At 57.9% G+C, this 15,937-nt stretch carries 15 protein-coding genes; 9 read left to right on the top strand and 6 right to left on the bottom strand.

Translation table 11 applies throughout. The features are described 5' to 3' along the window. Positions 1 to 41 precede the first annotated feature (41 nt). The 7 genes from ASF69_RS06945 to ASF69_RS06915 all read left to right on the top strand — a co-directional run bounded on the left by ASF69_RS06945 (position 42) and on the right by ASF69_RS06915 (position 7,783). A complete protein-coding gene (locus ASF69_RS06945) occupies positions 42 to 950 on the top strand; it encodes a LysR family transcriptional regulator (RefSeq protein ID WP_062586591.1) in 909 nt (302 codons plus the stop codon). A gap of 78 nt (positions 951 to 1,028) precedes the next feature. After that, a complete protein-coding gene (locus ASF69_RS06940) occupies positions 1,029 to 2,366 on the top strand; it encodes a glycosyltransferase family 1 protein (protein WP_062586590.1) in 1,338 nt (445 codons plus the stop codon). Then, on the top strand, positions 2,363 to 3,103 hold the full coding sequence (locus ASF69_RS06935) for an HAD-IIB family hydrolase (protein WP_062586589.1): 741 nt from the start codon (positions 2,363 to 2,365) through the stop codon (positions 3,101 to 3,103). The genes ASF69_RS06940 and ASF69_RS06935 overlap by 4 nt, the downstream gene beginning before the upstream one ends. A 200-nt stretch (positions 3,104 to 3,303) precedes the next feature. Then, complete coding sequence (locus ASF69_RS06930) at positions 3,304 to 3,813, top strand: NUDIX hydrolase (RefSeq protein WP_200939047.1); 510 nt, start codon at positions 3,304 to 3,306, stop codon at positions 3,811 to 3,813. A gap of 64 nt (positions 3,814 to 3,877) precedes the next feature. Continuing rightward, the gene (locus ASF69_RS06925) at positions 3,878 to 5,401 is read left to right on the top strand and encodes an inorganic phosphate transporter (RefSeq protein WP_062586587.1); all 1,524 of its coding nucleotides are present in this window, start codon (positions 3,878 to 3,880) and stop codon (positions 5,399 to 5,401) included. A 137-nt stretch (positions 5,402 to 5,538) separates the two neighbouring features. Beyond that, on the top strand, positions 5,539 to 6,276 hold the full coding sequence (locus tag ASF69_RS06920; RefSeq protein ID WP_062586586.1) for a 16S rRNA (uracil(1498)-N(3))-methyltransferase: 738 nt from the start codon (positions 5,539 to 5,541) through the stop codon (positions 6,274 to 6,276). Between the two features lie 133 nt (positions 6,277 to 6,409). Then, positions 6,410 to 7,783, top strand: coding sequence for a glutamate--cysteine ligase (locus ASF69_RS06915; protein WP_062586585.1), 1,374 nt, complete (start codon positions 6,410 to 6,412; stop codon positions 7,781 to 7,783). A 102-nt stretch (positions 7,784 to 7,885) separates the two neighbouring features. Here the strand turns inward: ASF69_RS06915 and ASF69_RS06910 are convergent, their stop codons facing one another. Further along, complete coding sequence (locus tag ASF69_RS06910; RefSeq protein WP_062586584.1) at positions 7,886 to 8,167, bottom strand: DUF1127 domain-containing protein; 282 nt, start codon at positions 8,165 to 8,167, stop codon at positions 7,886 to 7,888. A gap of 194 nt (positions 8,168 to 8,361) precedes the next feature. Between ASF69_RS06910 and ASF69_RS06905 the strand changes: the two genes are divergently transcribed. Then, complete coding sequence (locus ASF69_RS06905; RefSeq protein ID WP_062587198.1) at positions 8,362 to 9,312, top strand: LysR substrate-binding domain-containing protein; 951 nt, start codon at positions 8,362 to 8,364, stop codon at positions 9,310 to 9,312. 21 nt (positions 9,313 to 9,333) lie between these two features. Here the strand turns inward: ASF69_RS06905 and ASF69_RS06900 are convergent, their stop codons facing one another. The 4 genes from ASF69_RS06900 to ASF69_RS06885 all read right to left on the bottom strand — a co-directional run bounded on the left by ASF69_RS06900 (position 9,334) and on the right by ASF69_RS06885 (position 13,533). Next, positions 9,334 to 10,212 carry a dienelactone hydrolase family protein gene (locus tag ASF69_RS06900; protein ID WP_062586583.1) on the bottom strand — a complete coding sequence of 293 codons (879 nt, stop codon included), beginning with the start codon at positions 10,210 to 10,212 and terminating at the stop codon, positions 9,334 to 9,336. A 129-nt stretch (positions 10,213 to 10,341) separates the two neighbouring features. After that, positions 10,342 to 10,761: an MAPEG family protein gene (locus tag ASF69_RS06895; RefSeq protein ID WP_156462006.1), complete on the bottom strand. Its 420-nt coding sequence runs from the start codon at positions 10,759 to 10,761 to the stop codon at positions 10,342 to 10,344. An 87-nt stretch (positions 10,762 to 10,848) separates the two neighbouring features. Next, positions 10,849 to 12,354 carry an IMP dehydrogenase gene (gene guaB, locus ASF69_RS06890; protein WP_062586582.1) on the bottom strand — a complete coding sequence of 502 codons (1,506 nt, stop codon included), beginning with the start codon at positions 12,352 to 12,354 and terminating at the stop codon, positions 10,849 to 10,851. Between the two features lie 177 nt (positions 12,355 to 12,531). Then, positions 12,532 to 13,533, bottom strand: coding sequence for an MBL fold metallo-hydrolase (locus ASF69_RS06885; protein ID WP_062586581.1), 1,002 nt, complete (start codon positions 13,531 to 13,533; stop codon positions 12,532 to 12,534). 195 nt (positions 13,534 to 13,728) lie between these two features. Here ASF69_RS06885 and ASF69_RS06880 point away from each other — a divergent pair, with 195 nt between their 5' ends. Further along, entirely contained in the window at positions 13,729 to 15,126 is a 1,398-nt protein-coding gene (locus tag ASF69_RS06880; protein ID WP_062586580.1) for an MFS transporter, read from the top strand. A gap of 15 nt (positions 15,127 to 15,141) precedes the next feature. Here the strand turns inward: ASF69_RS06880 and ASF69_RS06875 are convergent, their stop codons facing one another. Next, complete coding sequence (locus ASF69_RS06875) at positions 15,142 to 15,936, bottom strand: RlmE family RNA methyltransferase (RefSeq protein ID WP_062586579.1); 795 nt, start codon at positions 15,934 to 15,936, stop codon at positions 15,142 to 15,144. Between the last annotated feature and the right edge of the window lies 1 nt (position 15,937).

Genomic DNA, 15,937 nt, shown 5'->3' with positions numbered 1-15,937 from the left:
GCTAGAGATTGTTTCCAAATCGGAAAGAATGGCTGGCACCAATGACGAACCTTGGCGATCTGGAGGTTTTTGCAAGCGTCGCTGCATCCGGCAGCATGTCGCAGGCCGCCAAGGCACTGGGCTATTCGCCTGCGGTCATTTCCAAACGGATCAAGCGTCTGGAAGAAAAACTCGGCGCACGTCTTTTTCAGAGAACAACCCGCCAGATTTCGTTGACCGAAGCGGGGCATGGGTTTCACCAGCGTATTCTCGCGGTTCTGGAAGGACTGGAAGAAGCCGAAGATTTCGTTTCTGGCCGGTCCAACACGCTGAATGGAACGCTGAAGGTCTCCGCGCCGACGTCTTTCGGGCGAATGCATGTTGCCCCTCACCTCAAGGGCTTCATGGACAGGCATCCGTCGCTTGTCATCAACCTCGTGCTGAGCGATGAATTTATCGATATCGTGGCGGGTGGATACGACCTCGCGATACGAATTGCTGATCTCTCCGATTCAAGTCTCGTTGCCAAACGGCTGGCACCTGTGCGCAGGGTGCTCTGCGCCTCACCGGGCTATATCGCGCAGTACGGTTTGCCGCAGTCCATCGACGAGTTGAGACATCATCGCTGCCTGCCCGCCCACAATAACGATCTCTGGCGGCTGGAAGGCCCGGAGGGACCGACCAGCCTGCGGCCCGAGGGAATGTTGATTACCAACTCCAGCGAGGTTATCCGCGAAGCCGTCATTTCAGGCCTCGGCATCGCCTTGCGCTCGACCTGGGATATCGGCGCAGAGCTGAAATCCGGTGCCCTCGTACAGGTCCTGCCCGCCTATGAAAGCTCGAAAAGCGTCGCGCTTTCAGCTGTCTATCCCAGCCGCAGTTTTCTCCCGGCCAAGGTCCGCCTGTTTATCGATTATCTCGCGGATCTGTACGGTCCGATACCTTTCTGGGATCAGCAATCGGAAATTTAATCGTCTTCTGATGGAACTTTTCCCGATCTAACTCATTTTTATGGGGTTATTTGGAAATTTTTACCACGATGGGACGCTATGACTACCACGAGCGAAACTGAACGCTATCCCCGGATAGCACTCATATCGACGCATGGCTACGTAGCCGCACACCCGCCGCTTGGCGCTGCCGATACCGGAGGACAGGTTGTTTATGTCCTCGAACTTGCCCGTAAACTTGGGCAGCTCGGTTACACCGTAGACCTCTACACCCGCCAGTTTGAAGACCAGCCAGAATTTGACGAGGTGGATGACCGCGTACGCGTCGTGCGCATCCCCTGCGGCGGCAAGGACTTCATTCCCAAGGAGTATCTGCATCGTCACCTGATGGAATGGTGCGAGAACGCGTTGCGTTTCATCAAGAAAAACAATCTCAACTACTCATTCATCAACAGCCATTACTGGGACGCAGGTGTTGCCGGCCAGCGGCTTTCGGAAGCCTTGAAGGTTCCGCATCTTCATACGCCACATTCCATCGGTATCTGGAAAAAGCGCCAGATGGAGACCGACTATCCGGAAAAGGCCGATACGTTCGAGCTTGAATTCAACTTCAAGGAACGCATCCAGCACGAGCTCATCATCTACCGCAGCTGCGACATGGTGATTGCGACAACGCCGGTGCAGCTGGACGTGCTGATTGAGGATTACGGCCTCAAGCGCAAGCACATCCACATGATCCCGCCCGGTTATGACGACAACCGCTTCTTCCCCGTGTCCGAAGGCTCGCGCCAAATGCTGCGCCAGCGTTTCGGCTTCGAGGGCAAGACCGTGCTGGCACTGGGTCGATTAGCGACCAACAAGGGCTATGACCTGTTGATCGACGGCTTTTCCGTTCTGGCCGAGCGTGAACCCGAAGCCCGCCTCCATCTCGCTGTCGGTGGCGAGAACATGGACGAGCAGGAAACGACGATCCTCAACCAGTTGAAGGACCGCGTGAAGTCGCTCAACCTTGAAAACAAGGTCGTCTTTTCGGGCTATGTCGCAGATGAGGACCTGCCGGATATCTACCGCGCCGCAGACCTTTTCGTGCTGTCCAGCCGTTACGAGCCCTTTGGCATGACTGCGATCGAAGCCATGGCCAGCGGCACGCCGACGGTTGTTACCATTCATGGCGGCCTGTTCCGAGCAGTCAGCTATGGTCGCCATGCGCTGTTTGCCGATCCGTTCGACAAGGAAGACCTCGGCATCACCATGATGAAGCCCTTCAAGCACGAGCGGCTTTACGGTCGACTGTCGCGCATGGGTGCCCACAAGGCCCGTAGCCTGTTTACCTGGACCGGCATTGCGCAACAGCTCCTTGCCGTTGTCGAAGGACGCCCGATGATGCCTGTGCTCGAGGAATCCGATTGGGCAGAACCATGGAATGACGGCGATTGAAACCGGTTCGCATATTCTCCACCGATCTCGACGGGACCGTTGTCGGCAACACAGCCGCAACGGCCCGCTTCCGTGACTTCTGGCATTCGCTGCCAGATGATGTCCGCCCCCTGCTCGTCTTCAACAGCGGACGGCTGCTGGACGACCAGTTGGAGCTGCTCGAGGGCGTGCCTCTGCCGCAGCCCGATTATGTCATCGGCGGAGTTGGCACCATGCTGTCGCGGCTCGATGATCCGTCGCTGCACGAGGCCTACACGTCCTTTCTGGGCGAGGCCTTCGACGCCGAGAAAATTCACTCCGTGCTTTCGTCGGTTTCCGGCGCGTCCATCCAGCCGGAGCGCTACCAGCACGGCCTGAAGTCCAGCTGGTATCTCCATGACGCAACGGCGTCCGATCTCGCCGAAATCGAACGATTGCTGAGCGAGAACCACATCGAGGCGCGCATCGTCTATTCCAGCGACCGAGACCTGGATATCCTGCCCCGGAGTGCCGACAAGGGTGCCGCCATCCGCTGGCTCTGCGATCATCTCGACATCGGTCTTGATGAAGTCGTCGTCGCCGGGGATACAGGAAACGACCGGGCCATGTTCGAACTTCCCGGTGTGAGAGGCATTGCTGTTGGAAATGCCTTGCCGGAGCTGAAATCGCTCGCAAAAGATCGTGATAACGTCTTTTCTGCACTTGAAGCTGAGGCTGACGGCGTTATATCGGGGCTTAGACACTGGCTGTCCGTCTAGGGCAGAAATCTCGATCACTCGATATGTGTGTCGAACATCAAAAATGCTCGCTCATAAGCTGCTGCTTATTGACGTGCACCATTCATCGCCTGACAATCAGACGAATCATAGGAAAAAGCTGGGGACAGCCTTTCAGGCCGCTTCTCTATAATGTTGTGAATAATATAATTGCAACCTAACCACGTGGGAAAAGGACTGCCTTGAACATTCTCACCCGACTAGCAAGTGATGTCTGCCTGATGCTGCGCCGCCCCATGCGGCAGCAATATGCAGCGCTGTGCTATCGTCACAGGAAAAAGACGGGTGAGTTGGAAGTTCTGCTGTTGACCAGCCGCGATACAGGCCGCTGGGTCATTCCCAAGGGATGGCCGATGGAAGGCAAGAAGGCCCATGCTGTCGCGTTGCAGGAAGCATTCGAAGAAGCAGGCGTTCGCGGCAATGTCGAAAAAGAAGCATTTGGTTTTTTTGATTACGAAAAGAAATTGCGTAACGGCGTAAAGGTCATGTGCCGCGTGCAGGTGCATTTGCTTGAAGTGCTTGATCTCGTGAAGAACTTTCCCGAAAAGGAAAGCCGCACGCTTGAATGGGTTGCCCCTGAAGAAGCATCGCGCCGGGTCAATGAACCGGAACTGAAGGAACTTTTCCTTTCATTCGGCAAGCAAATGGCGCAAACGCAACAGCAGCAAGACGTAAATACAGTCAATTTGTAACCCCCTACGATATACCGCGACTGCGCCTGCAAATGCGGTCTTCGCCGCAGCCGAAAGCCGATAGATGGCGCAACAGCCCCAGAACCGAATGAAGCCGACACTCGACAAGGATCTGGACAAGCTCACTCTTGTCGAAGAGGCGAGCTATCACCTGACACGGGGCCTGACCGCTCCGGGTCTGGGCCTCCTGTTCCTCATGATTTCAGCGCTTGTCACCAGCGTCTATGTCGTTGGCCAGCCGAGCGCGATGATCATCTTCACCGCTGTCGTCATCGGCGCCTACATGGCGATGAGCATTGGCGCGAAAGATGTTGCAAACAATGTCGGACCTGCCGTAGGTGCCAAGGCCATGCCCCTGGCCGTCGCCCTTGTCATCGGTGCGGTCTGTGAAATTCTGGGCGCTGTGACCACCGGCGGAAACGTCGTGGAAACGATATCGAGCGGCATCATCAATATCAGGACCATACCCGACAGTTCCATATTCGTCTGGGCAATGCTGTCCGCTCTCATCACCGCTGCCCTGCTGGTCAATCTTTCCAATTATCTCAGGGCTCCCATTTCCACCACCCACACGGTGGTGGGCGGCGTAGCCGGTGCGGGTACGGCCGCTTATGGCTTTGCGGCCGTGGACTGGCTTTCGCTTGGCCGCATTGCCATGACTTGGGTGGCGACACCCTTCATCAGCGCCTTCTTCGCCACATTGCTCCTGGCCTTCATCAAGGAATTCATCATTTACCGCGATGACAAGATCGCGGCGGCCCGCACCTGGGTTCCTGTCCTGATAGGCGTGATGAGCGGCGTCTTCACGGCCTATCTCATCTGGGTCGGCCTTCATCAGGTCGTCAGCGTTTCCTTCAGCACACCCATCCTCTCCGGGCTCGCCATCGGTCTGTTGACCTGGCGCCTGTGCATTCCGTTGATTGCCAAGCAGTCGCAAGGGCTGGAGAACCGCAACCAATCCCTGCGCAAGATGTTTCAATGGCCGCTCATTCTGGCTGCGGCACTCATGTCCTTTGCCCATGGCGCCAACGATGTGTCCAATGCCATCGGCCCTGTCGTTGCCATCGTGCGTGCCACGCAGGGCGTCATTGTGGGAGACACGGCATCCGCTCCGCAATGGGTTTTGCTCATTGGTGCATTCGGACTGTCTTGCGGCATCCTTCTGTTCGGCCCACGGCTCATTCGACTGGTCGGGGAGCAGATCACGAAACTCAATCCGATGCGGGCTTTCTGCGTCTCGGTTTCCACCGCACTCACGGTTCTCGTCGCCTCCCGCTTCGGTATGCCCGTTTCGACCACGCACACCGCGATCGGCGCTGTCTTCGGCGTAGGCTTCTTTCGCGAATGGTATACGCAAAACGCCCGCAAGCGGCTGGATGCCGAGCGTTCGGAAAACAACGACCGCAGCAAGGGCGATGGCGGAAGTGCCGAGGATAATGAAAATTCGTCCGAAGTCCGCAGGCGCTACCTCGTTCGCCGCTCGCATTTCATGACCATTGTCGCTGCATGGATCATCACCGTTCCCACCAGCGCCGCACTGGCTGCTGCGTGTTATGGTGTGATGTATGTATTTTTCATTCGGCTCTAGGGCAATTCGAAGAGAAAGCGGGAGCCGGGTTTACATCTGCATTGCGCTGAAACGAAAGACAGCGCATTGAATGCACCACCCTTTCGCTGCCACTGCTGCAACGGGATGGTTCAGGCTCCAAAACACCAAAGAGAATCATGCGCGCCAATTTCAGAATGCAACGGCTTTTCGTAACCGAGGCTCTCAATTGCGAACAGGCCATCGAAGCAAACAGCGACCAGTTCAACTATCTCGCAAATGTGCTGCGCATGGCGGATGGGGCTGAAATTCTGCTGTTCAATGGCCGTGATGGTGAATGGAAAGCACAACTCTCCTACCCTACCCGCAAGAAAATCCTGCTGACGCCCAAGGAGCAGACCCGCCCGCAGCCTTCTGCGCCGGATTTGCAATATCTGTTTGCGCCGCTGAAGGTTGGCCGCATGGATTATCTGGTGCAAAAGGCCGTGGAAATGGGCGCGGGCGTGTTGCAACCGGTGATGACGCAGCATGTCCAGGGCAAGATTACTAATCTCGCCAAGTTGCGCGCCAATGTGACGGAGGCCGCAGAACAGTGCGGTATCCTTGCCGTGCCGCGCGTCGAGGAACCGATCAAGTTGAAAGACTTGCTGGAGAGCTGGCCGGACGACCGCCGGATTATCTATTGCGACGAGGGCGATGAGGGGCAAAATCCCATGCCGACGCTCAGCCGGATCAAGGAGACGCGTATCGCGCTGCTGGTCGGCCCGGAGGGCGGATTTTCGGACGAGGAGCGACATTTGCTGCGGAACCATCCCAGCGTGACGCCCATTCCGCTAGGGCCGCGTATCCTGCGGGCGGACACCGCTGCTGTGGCAGCGCTTGCCGTCATTCAGGCAAGTCTCGGCGACTGGAGATGAAAAGGGTAGCGAGCGGGAGGCCCATCTCCTAGGGTGGCGCATTCATCTTTAAAAGAAATTCATTTGCGTGTGGCGGTGGCGCGCCCTATCAGCGAGAACAAAGCCTCTCAGGCGACATCGACAAGGTAATTCCATGGCCCGCGACACGACAGATCAGACACCCATTTCCTCCGTCCAGGAATTGACCGATTATCTGGCAGGCGGGTGTCGACCTGCAGAAAGCTTCCGTATCGGCACCGAGCACGAGAAATTTGCGTTCTTCAGGGATGACCATTCTCCGGTCCCCTATTTCGGCGAAGCCAGCATTTCCGCACTGCTGAAGGGTATGCAGGAGAAACTGGCTTGGGAACCCATCATCGATGAGGGCAACATCATCGGCCTTGCCGAAGCCAATGGCATGGGCGCAATCTCCATCGAGCCCGGTGGTCAGTTCGAGCTTTCCGGCGCTCCGCTGGAAAATCTGCACGAGACCTGCAAGGAGTCCAACCATCATCTGGCGACGCTCCGCGAGATTGCCGAACCGATGGGCATCCGCTTTCTGGGCATTGGCGGCAGCCCGCTATGGACTTATGATGAGACACCGCAGATGCCGAAATCGCGCTATGCGATCATGACGCGCTACATGCCCAAGGTCGGCACGCAGGGGCTCGACATGATGTATCGCACCTGCACGATCCAGGTGAACCTCGATTTTTCCTCGGAAGCGGATATGCGCCAGAAGATGCGGGTTTCGATGAAACTGCAGTCTCTGGCAACCGCTCTCTTTGCCTCGTCGCCTTTCACCGAAGGCAAGCCGAACGGGCTGCTATCATGGCGCGGAGATATCTGGCGCGATACGGATAACCGCCGTTCGGGCGTCCTGCCTTTTGCATTCAAGCCTGATTTCGGTTTCAACGATTACGTCGAGTGGGCGCTGGACGTGCCCATGTATTTCATCGTCCGCGATGGCAAATACCGCGACTGTACGCACATGACGTTTCGCGAATTTATGTCCGGTGCGCTCAAAGGCGAGATCGCGGAATGGCAACCGAACCTCGGCGATTGGACCAACCACCTGTCCACCCTGTTTCCCGATGTTCGCCTGAAGCGCTTCCTTGAAATGCGCGGCGCAGACGGTGGTCCATGGCGCCGCATCTGTGCGCTGCCGGCTTTCTGGGTCGGTCTTCTCTACGATCAGAGCGCGCTGGACGCGGCTGATGCGCTGACCGCCGACTGGAGCGTGGAAGATGTGATTGCAATGCGCGATACGGTGCCAGCCCAAGGCCTCAAGGCCAGGATTGCGGGTCGAGACCTGCTGGATGTAGCCCGTGACGTTGTTTCGATTTCGCGTCAGGGCCTGCAGGCTCGCAAGCGCCTGAACAGCGAAGGACAGGACGAAAGCGTGTTCCTGAACCCGCTGGACGAGGTGCTGGCCAAGAAGGCAACACTGGCCGAGGACCTGCTGTCGCTTTACCACGGCCGCTGGAACAACTCCGTTCTGCCCGTCTTCGAAGAATATCAGTACTGACATTTCTGCATAAAAAAGCCCGGTGCGGCTAAGGCCGGACACCGGGCAAAAGGCAGGGCTAATTGGCAAATCACCCTGCGGGGAAACTGATTGCTGTTCGGGCTACAGAGCTTTGACCGAAGCGATCTTGGCTAGCTGCGCGAGACGCGTGGTCGGGTCTTCACGAAGACCCAGGTTCAGAGCCTTCCTGACATCGCTGCGGGTCAGACCGATGTCTGCCAGCTGATGATCGTCCAGATCCAACAGGCTATTGGCCTTGGTGCGATTGACAATACGACGCAGAAACGTGACGAAACCTTTGACGACAGATTGAGCGACCTGTCGGCCCATGGCCGCCTGCGGTGCGATCAAACCAAGTTCCATTTTCCGTTCTGCCGTGCGCATGACACTATCCTTTCATCCAGGCACGATGAGGCGCTGCCGCTGCGCCCATGCGCAGAGGCCGCCGGTCCGGCCGCCCTTGCGAACGACCCAACTGATTGTTTGATGTTTCGAGCGTCAAAATGTCGCAAGACTATTGATCAGTCCAACGAATGTTTTTAATGTCAGGCATCAATCATTCTGATGGATGGCACGCCATGTCCGCACCCCTCGATATAGACCAGCTGCATACCTTCATTGCAATCATCGATTCTGGCAGCTTCACCAAGGCGGCGGACCGGGTGTTCAAGACCCAATCGGCCGTGTCCATGCAGATGCGACGGTTGGAGGAGCGGCTGGGAAAGCAGCTTTTTGCCAAGGACGGGCGCGGCAACCGGCTCACCGCTGAAGGCGAAAAGCTGATGCATTATGCCCGCCGCATCATCCGCCTGAACAATGAAGCCGTCGCCGCTTTCGATGATAACCGTCTGGAGGGCACGCTGCGCATCGGCACGCCGGATGACTATGCCGACCGCTACATGCCGGAGATCATTGGTCGCTTCGCCAAGACGCATCCGAATGTCGAGCTTTACATTGTCTGCGAACCTTCGGTGAGTCTCGCGGAAAAAATGGCCCGGGGCGAGCTGGACATCGCACTGGTGACGCACAATCCCCGCGCCCGTACCTCCGATATAGTGCGGACCGAACCCCTCTGCTGGGTGGCCTCCGCAAACCATCCCCTGCGGGACGACGTGCCCGTACCACTCGCCGTAGGGCGACGCGATTGCCACTGGCGACAGCTGGCCGCTTCGGCGCTTGATGCAGACGGGCGCGACTATCAGGTCCTGTTTACCAGCTGGTCGTCCACCGTCATCGCCGCTGCCGTCTTGGCTGGCATGGCCGTCTCCGTGCTTCCGGAATCCACCTTGAGAACTGGCATGAGGGTGCTGACGGCTGCAGACGGTTTCCCGCCGCTGCCGCCCGTGCAGATCGGCCTGATGAAGCGCCCGGGTCTTTCCCCTTCGCTGATCAACGCCATCACGGACCACATAACCGCGTGTCTCGACAATATTTCGCTGAGTTCGCCGCCCGATGAGCGGGACGGTGATCTCAAGCAGTTTCCCAAGGTGGCGCGGCTGCGAACCGGCCAGTTGGCCCCGGGCTGGTAGACGGTTGCGGGAAACCCAGGCTCAGCTCAAGGTCTTGCGAAAGAACGTGATCGTTCGGCCCCAGGCCAGATCCGCAGCCTTCTTGTCATAGCGCGCGCTGGACGTATCATTGTTGAAGGCGTGGTTGACGCCATCATACACAAAGATCTCGAACTGCTTGCCGTTGGCTTCCAGCGCCTTTCGATAGGCGTCTATGCCGGCATTGATGCGCTCATCCAGTCCGCCATAATGTAGCATCAGCGGCGCGCGGATGGCGGGGACATCTTCGACCGGCGGCTGGGCGCCATAATAGGCGACACCGGCGTTCAGGCCTTCAGACTTCGTGGCCAGTCGGTTGACCAGTCCACCGCCCCAGCAGAAGCCGACGGCACCGACCTTGCCGTTTGCACCCTCGCGCTTTGCCAGCCACGCGCGCGTGGCCTCTGCATTTGCGACAGTGGCAGCCATATCGAGACCGCTGAACATTTCCCGGGCCTTGTCCTCATCATCAGGCGTTCCGCCCTGAGGCGACAGGAAATCCGGTGCGAGTGCGACAAAACCTTCCAGCGCGACCCGGCGGGCGACATCGCGGATATGTCCGTTCAGACCGCGATTTTCATGGATGACAATGACAGATCCCGGCGATGCCGAAGCGTCTTTGGGCCTGACGAGATATCCCTTCATCTCGCCCTTTGCCCCGGGGTAGCTGACGGTCTCGGCGACGAGACGTTCGTCCGCTTCTTCAACCATGGCAGCCTGCGCGTTGCTGGCGGCGAGCAGAGGCGCAATGGTTGCGGCTGCGGCGCCAGACCCGGCAAGCAGCGTCAGTTTTTCCATGAATTTGCGGCGATCAAGGCTGAGATGCGTATATTCATCATAGGCGTCGATCATGGCCTGAGTGATGTCTGGCTTGTCCGTCATCATCTTCTCCCTTATGCGCGGCTCAAGGTAACATTAGCGCATATCAGAAGAGATCGGTGTAGCGACGCAGGCTGCGCGAAACAACTTTTCGCGATCTGGAACCGGTGGCGTCAGATCACGGGTAACCGCCTACTCCAATGCCAGCCATACGGCCAGCCAGCCCCACATCAGGATAACGGACGCCATGCTTATGGCGAAAGCGGGCGCACGATAGCGGAGGTTGTTGCTGGTGACGTGGACATAGGTGTGCACGTAACGCGCAATCACAAATACCCAGCCGAGAGCAACGGTGCCGATGTTATCCGCATCGGTAATGTAGAGGAGGATACAGACAGCATGAAACAGCACCGGAATTTCGAACTGGTTGGCAAGGTTCTTGTTGACCACAAGGCTTCGGTCCGATTCCTTGCCCGTCTCGCGAAAATTCTGAAAGGCTTGCCTGTCGCTGAACGTATATTCCTTGCGGCGTAGAAAGAGCAGCACGTAAAGACCGAAGACCAGAAATGCGTGAGCAATCATGGGCCAGAACATTGCGGTCGTTGGTGACATTCTCTTTTCCTTTCAGCAAAACGCTCTCCGAAGCTGCGTGCGCGGAGAGCGTCTCTTTATTGGCATTTTACATAATGGATCGAAAGATCAAACTGCGCCGGGGTAGTTCGGGCTTTCGCGGGTGATCGTCACATCGTGGGCGTGGCTTTCGCGCAGGCCCGCACCGGAGATGCGAACGAAGGTTGCCCGTTCCTGGAAGTCCTTGATCGTACCGCCACCGACATAGCCCATGGCAGCCTTCAGGCCACCTGCGAGCTGGTGCAGCACGCCGGAAACCGGACCCTTGTACGGAACCTGACCTTCGATGCCCTCAGGTACCAGCTTCAGCGTATCGCGCACTTCCGCCTGGAAGTAGCGATCTGCCGAGCCACGCGCCATTGCACCAACGGAGCCCATGCCACGGTAAGCCTTGAAGGAGCGGCCCTGGTACAGGAACACCTCGCCCGGGCTTTCATCCGTACCGGCCAGAAGCGAGCCGATCATGACGGCGGATGCACCGGCGGCGATTGCCTTGGCAAGGTCGCCAGAGAACTTAATGCCGCCATCGGCAATGACGGGAATATCCACGGCCTGCGCCGCTTCCACAGCCGACATGATGGCCGCGAGCTGCGGGACACCGACACCGGCAACGATGCGTGTGGTGCAGATCGAACCCGGGCCGATACCGACCTTGACCGCATCCGCACCGGCATCGATGAGCGCCTTGGTGCCATCGGCTGTCGCGACATTGCCGGCGATGATGCGAACCGAATTCGACATCTTCTTGACCTGCGTGACGGCGTCGAGAACGCGCTGCGAATGACCATGGGCCGTATCGACTACCAGAAGGTCCACACCGGCCTCGATCAGACGCTCTGCCCGCTCAATTGCATCAGCGCCAACGCTGATGGCGGCTGCGGCGCGAAGGCGGCCCTGTGCGTCCTTGGTGGCATTTGGGTTGAGCTGCGACTTTTCGATATCCTTGACGGTGATCAGGCCGACGCAGTTGCCCTTGCCATCGACGACAACCAGCTTTTCGATGCGGTGCTTGTGCAGGAGACGACGGGCTTCCTGCTGATCGACGCTGCTTTCCTTGACCGTCACGAGGTTTTCGCGGGTCATCAGCTCGTAGATCTTCTGCGCAGGATCGGACGCAAAGCGCACATCGCGGTTGGTGAGAATGCCCACGAGGCGGCCGCTCTTGTGGCCACCAGAACCGCCATTTTCAACAACTGGAATACCGGAAATGCTGTAGGTCTTCATCAGCGCCTGTGCTTCAGCGAGCGTGGCATCCGGTCCGATCGTCACAGGGTTGACGACCATGCCGCTTTCGAACTTCTTGACCTGACGGACCTCTTCGGCCTGCTCGATGGGTGTCAGGTTGCGGTGGATAACGCCGATGCCACCCGCCTGCGCCATGGCGATGGCAAGGCGGCCTTCCGTAACCGTGTCCATTGCAGACGACAGGATCGGCAGGTTCAGTTCGATATCGTGGGCAATACGCGTGGAAATATTTGTCTGGCCCGGCATGACTTCGGAGTGCCCCGGCTGGAGCAGAACATCGTCGAATGTCAGAGCGTCAAGACCTGTGGGGGTTTGTATAATGCGTGCCATGGCCAAATTCCTATTTTGAAAATGCAGGACGACCCGGAACGAAAAGTTCACCCCGGCGCCATGCAAAGGATTGCTTGGAAGTTGGCGAGGGCTGGTAACACGTTCATGACAGGAAGGGAATAGAAAAAACCCGGAAACAAAGTCCGGGTTTCCCCTGTTGCCGCAATGCAGCAGATGTCAGATGTCGAACTGGTAGGATTTGGGCACGAAGCGGTAACCGACATCCTGCTTCTCGGCGTAGCCCACAGCCGGGAACGGCATGTGATAACCAAGGAACGGCAGGCGGTCTGTCGCAATCATGTCGAAAACCTTCTTGCGACTTGCAGCGGCGGCGGCCTTGTCCATGTCGAACTTGACTTCCCATTCGGGGCGCTGAAGAGACAGCACGAAGTGGTTGGCCGTATCCGCCGTCAGCACCAGCTGCTTTCCTTCGGATTCGACACGGAAGATCATGTGGCCCGGAGAGTGGCCGAAGGCGGCCATGCTGGTGATGCCCGGAACGACCGTCGCACCGTCACCGATAAAGGTTGCTTTTTCGGCCAGCGGCTTGACGTTTGCCAGCACGCCCTTCTGTCCGCCTTCAGCCGGGGTCCCGACGCGCTTGGCGTCTGTCCAGAAATCATATTCGGCCTGGCCCATGACATAGCGTGCCTTCGGAAAAGCGGGCGCACCCTTTTCCATGAGACCGCCAATGTGGTCGCCATGCATATGCGTCAACACGACCACGGTCACATCGTCAGGCGTATAGCCTGCGGCTGCAAGACCTTCCATCAGGCGTCCATTGCCAACCTCGCGGCCGCCTTCGCCAAAGCCGGTATCGAACAGCACGAGATCGGAGCCGGTGTTGATGAGTGCAGGCGAGAAACTGTTGACGAACTGATCGGCGGGAAGAAAATTCTTCTGGAGCAGATCGCCCACCGCATCCTTGCTCTGGTTGGTGCCGAATGTCTCACCGGGGGCGCCGGAAGCACGGGCGCCGTCCTTGACGACGAGAACTTCGAAATTTCCGAGCTTGAATCGATTTGTTTCGGGTGGCATCGCGTGGTTCACCTTCATGGATGTCTGCGGTTGGTTGGATTGGGCAAAGGCCGTGCTGCGAAGCACGAAGGGCGCAGCCAAAGCGCCGATGCCCGCGGCCGCGAACAGGCCACGCCTGTTCATATTCAGAAAACTGCTCATCAAAACCTCCTTCAATATTTCATCCCGTCGACAGGACTATCACCAGTAACGCGTAAGATTGTGTAGAAAAATCAATCTCACACAGACGTGAATGGAAACGGCAGCCTTGCAGATTGTTTAGTTGGCAAATGGTGCGCAGGGGCGTAGTTAACTCATAACGACCCCATCAGGATGCGGGCTTCCCGCAGTCACTCCATGAACCGCATCATCCCGCTCATTCTTGCCGTCGCTCTCTTCATGGAGCAGATGGACTCCACCGTCATCGCCACCTCGCTGCCAGCCATTGCGGCCGATCTCAATGTGGGACCGATCACGCTGAAGCTGGCACTGACCTCCTACATGGTGGCGCTGGCGATCTTCATTCCCATCAGCGGCTGGATGGCGGACAAGTTCGGCGCAAAGAAGATCTTCCGCTTCGCCATCGCCATCTTCATCGTCGGCTCGATCTGTTGCGCCATCTCCTCATCCGTGGTCGAATTCGTCCTGTCACGCTTCCTGCAGGGCATGGGCGGGGCCATGATGACGCCGGTTGGAAGACTTGTGCTTCTGCGCACGACCAAGCGCAGTGAACTCGTATCCGCAATGGCGTTGCTGACCATTCCGGGTCTCGTCGGTCCGCTGACCGGCCCGCCGATCGGTGGCTTCATCACCACCTATTTTTCCTGGCATTGGATATTCCTCATCAATGTGCCCATCGGGGCCATTGGCATATGGCTGGCGACCATCTATCTGCCGGAAATAGAGACGACCAATCCGCCGCCCATGGATACGAAAGGCTTCATCCTTTCAGGCGTCGCGGCATCCGGCGTCGTTTTCGGCCTGTCCGTCGTCAGCCTTCCCGCGCTACCTCCCATCATCGGAATTGCCGCCACCCTCATCGGCTTCCTGTGCGGCTTCTGGTATATGCGTCACGCCAGAGCGCATCCTGCCCCGATTCTGGATTTCAAGATTTTCCAAAATGCCACCTTCAGAGCAGCCTCGGTCAGCGGTACGATTTTCCGTATTTCCACCGGAGCGATACCGTTTCTGATGCCGCTGATGCTGCAGATCGGTTTCGGATTGAACCCGTTTCAGTCGGGCATGATTACCTTTGCAGGTGCGATCGGCGCGATCACCACGAAGTTCATGGCGCGGCGGGTCTTTGCTGCCACCGGTTTCAGGTCCGTGCTGATCAGCGCTGGCGTCGTGGGCGCCTTTACCACGCTTGCCAACTCTTTCTTCACGCCCGATACGCCCTATCCGCTGATCATGATCTTTCTGGTCACGGCAGGATTTGCCCGGTCCTTCTTCTTCACCGGCACCAATGCGCTCGGCTATTCGGACATTGAAGACGCGCAGGCCAGCCAGGCCACATCAATGGCATCGGTTCTGCAGCAGATCAGCCTTGCGCTGGGTGTTGCCTTTGCGGCAACTATTCTGGAAGTCAGCAGCTACATCTCGGGCGCGCATTTGCAGCTGGCGGATTTTCACACCGCCTTCATGGTCGTGGCGGCTGTCTCGCTGATTGCCATCGTTCCGCTGATTGCGATGGACCGCCGCGCCGGAGCTGCCGTTTCAGGCCATAGAGAAAAGGCATCGCAGCCCGCAGAATGAAGATATGCGCCGGTTTCAGCGCATATCCATGTCTTCGTAGTCGTCATCGCGTGGATCGGCGCCCGGTTGAATTGTGTCGGGATCGACATCCTGTTCTCGGGTCGTGGCGTCGCCGGGTTTTCTTCCCTTGAAGTGCTTGGCAAGCAGGAACATTTCCACCGATTCCGAGCGCGACGATGCGGGCTTGACGTGGATGACCTGCTTGAAGTTCTTCTTGAGCATATCCAGAAGCTGCCGTTCCGTTCCGCCCTGGAACGTCTTGGCAAGAAAATGCCCGCCTTCGGCCAGCACCTGCACTGCAAAATCGGCAGCCACTTCGCACAGATGCATGGTACGGATATGGTCGGTTTTCTGGTGGCCGGTGGTGGGCGCGGCCATATCGGAGAGAACGAGATCCGGCGTTCCACCGACAGATTCGATCAGAAGGTCCGGGGCAGCCGGATCGAGAAAGTCGAGATGCAGAATCTTGACGCCGGGAATGGGATCGAGCTCGAGAAAGTCGATCGCGGCGACGCGAATATCGTCTTCGGTCGAATCCGTCACCTTGGCGGCAATCTGCGACCAGCTTCCGGGAGCAGCACCCAGATCGATGATGCGGCGCGCACCTTTCAAAATTTGATGCTTGTCATTGATCTCCAGCAGCTTGAAAGCCGCGCGCGCGCGGTAGCCTTCCAGCTTTGCGCGCTGAACATAGGGATCGTTGATGTGACGCTCGATCCAGGCGCGTGAAGACGGCTTCAGCTTCGCCTTCTTTACCTTCTGGCCGATCTTGCGTCCGGTACGGTTGGTACTTGTGGGCGCCTTGCTCATG

This window comes from Rhizobium sp. Leaf311 (assembly GCF_001423445.1).
Lineage (GTDB): Bacteria > Pseudomonadota > Alphaproteobacteria > Rhizobiales > Rhizobiaceae > Agrobacterium.
Note: the sequence above shows the minus strand (reverse complement) of the source record. Positions and strands in the feature narration are given on the sequence as shown.

Coding starts and splice junctions, on each gene's coding strand:
- ASF69_RS06945 (WP_062586591.1), top strand. CDS start 42: ATGACGAACCTTGGCGATCTGGAGGTTTTTGCAAGCGTCGCTGCATCC.
- ASF69_RS06940 (WP_062586590.1), top strand. CDS start 1,029: ATGACTACCACGAGCGAAACTGAACGCTATCCCCGGATAGCACTCATA.
- ASF69_RS06925 (WP_062586587.1), top strand. CDS start 3,878: ATGGCGCAACAGCCCCAGAACCGAATGAAGCCGACACTCGACAAGGAT.
- ASF69_RS06920 (WP_062586586.1), top strand. CDS start 5,539: ATGCGCGCCAATTTCAGAATGCAACGGCTTTTCGTAACCGAGGCTCTC.
- ASF69_RS06915 (WP_062586585.1), top strand. CDS start 6,410: ATGGCCCGCGACACGACAGATCAGACACCCATTTCCTCCGTCCAGGAA.
- ASF69_RS06910 (WP_062586584.1), bottom strand. CDS start 8,167: ATGCGCACGGCAGAACGGAAAATGGAACTTGGTTTGATCGCACCGCAG.
- ASF69_RS06905 (WP_062587198.1), top strand. CDS start 8,362: ATGTCCGCACCCCTCGATATAGACCAGCTGCATACCTTCATTGCAATC.
- ASF69_RS06900 (WP_062586583.1), bottom strand. CDS start 10,212: ATGACGGACAAGCCAGACATCACTCAGGCCATGATCGACGCCTATGAT.
- ASF69_RS06895 (WP_156462006.1), bottom strand. CDS start 10,761: ATGTCACCAACGACCGCAATGTTCTGGCCCATGATTGCTCACGCATTT.
- guaB (WP_062586582.1), bottom strand. CDS start 12,354: ATGGCACGCATTATACAAACCCCCACAGGTCTTGACGCTCTGACATTC.
- ASF69_RS06885 (WP_062586581.1), bottom strand. CDS start 13,533: ATGAGCAGTTTTCTGAATATGAACAGGCGTGGCCTGTTCGCGGCCGCG.
- ASF69_RS06880 (WP_062586580.1), top strand. CDS start 13,729: ATGAACCGCATCATCCCGCTCATTCTTGCCGTCGCTCTCTTCATGGAG.
- ASF69_RS06875 (WP_062586579.1), bottom strand. CDS start 15,936: ATGAGCAAGGCGCCCACAAGTACCAACCGTACCGGACGCAAGATCGGC.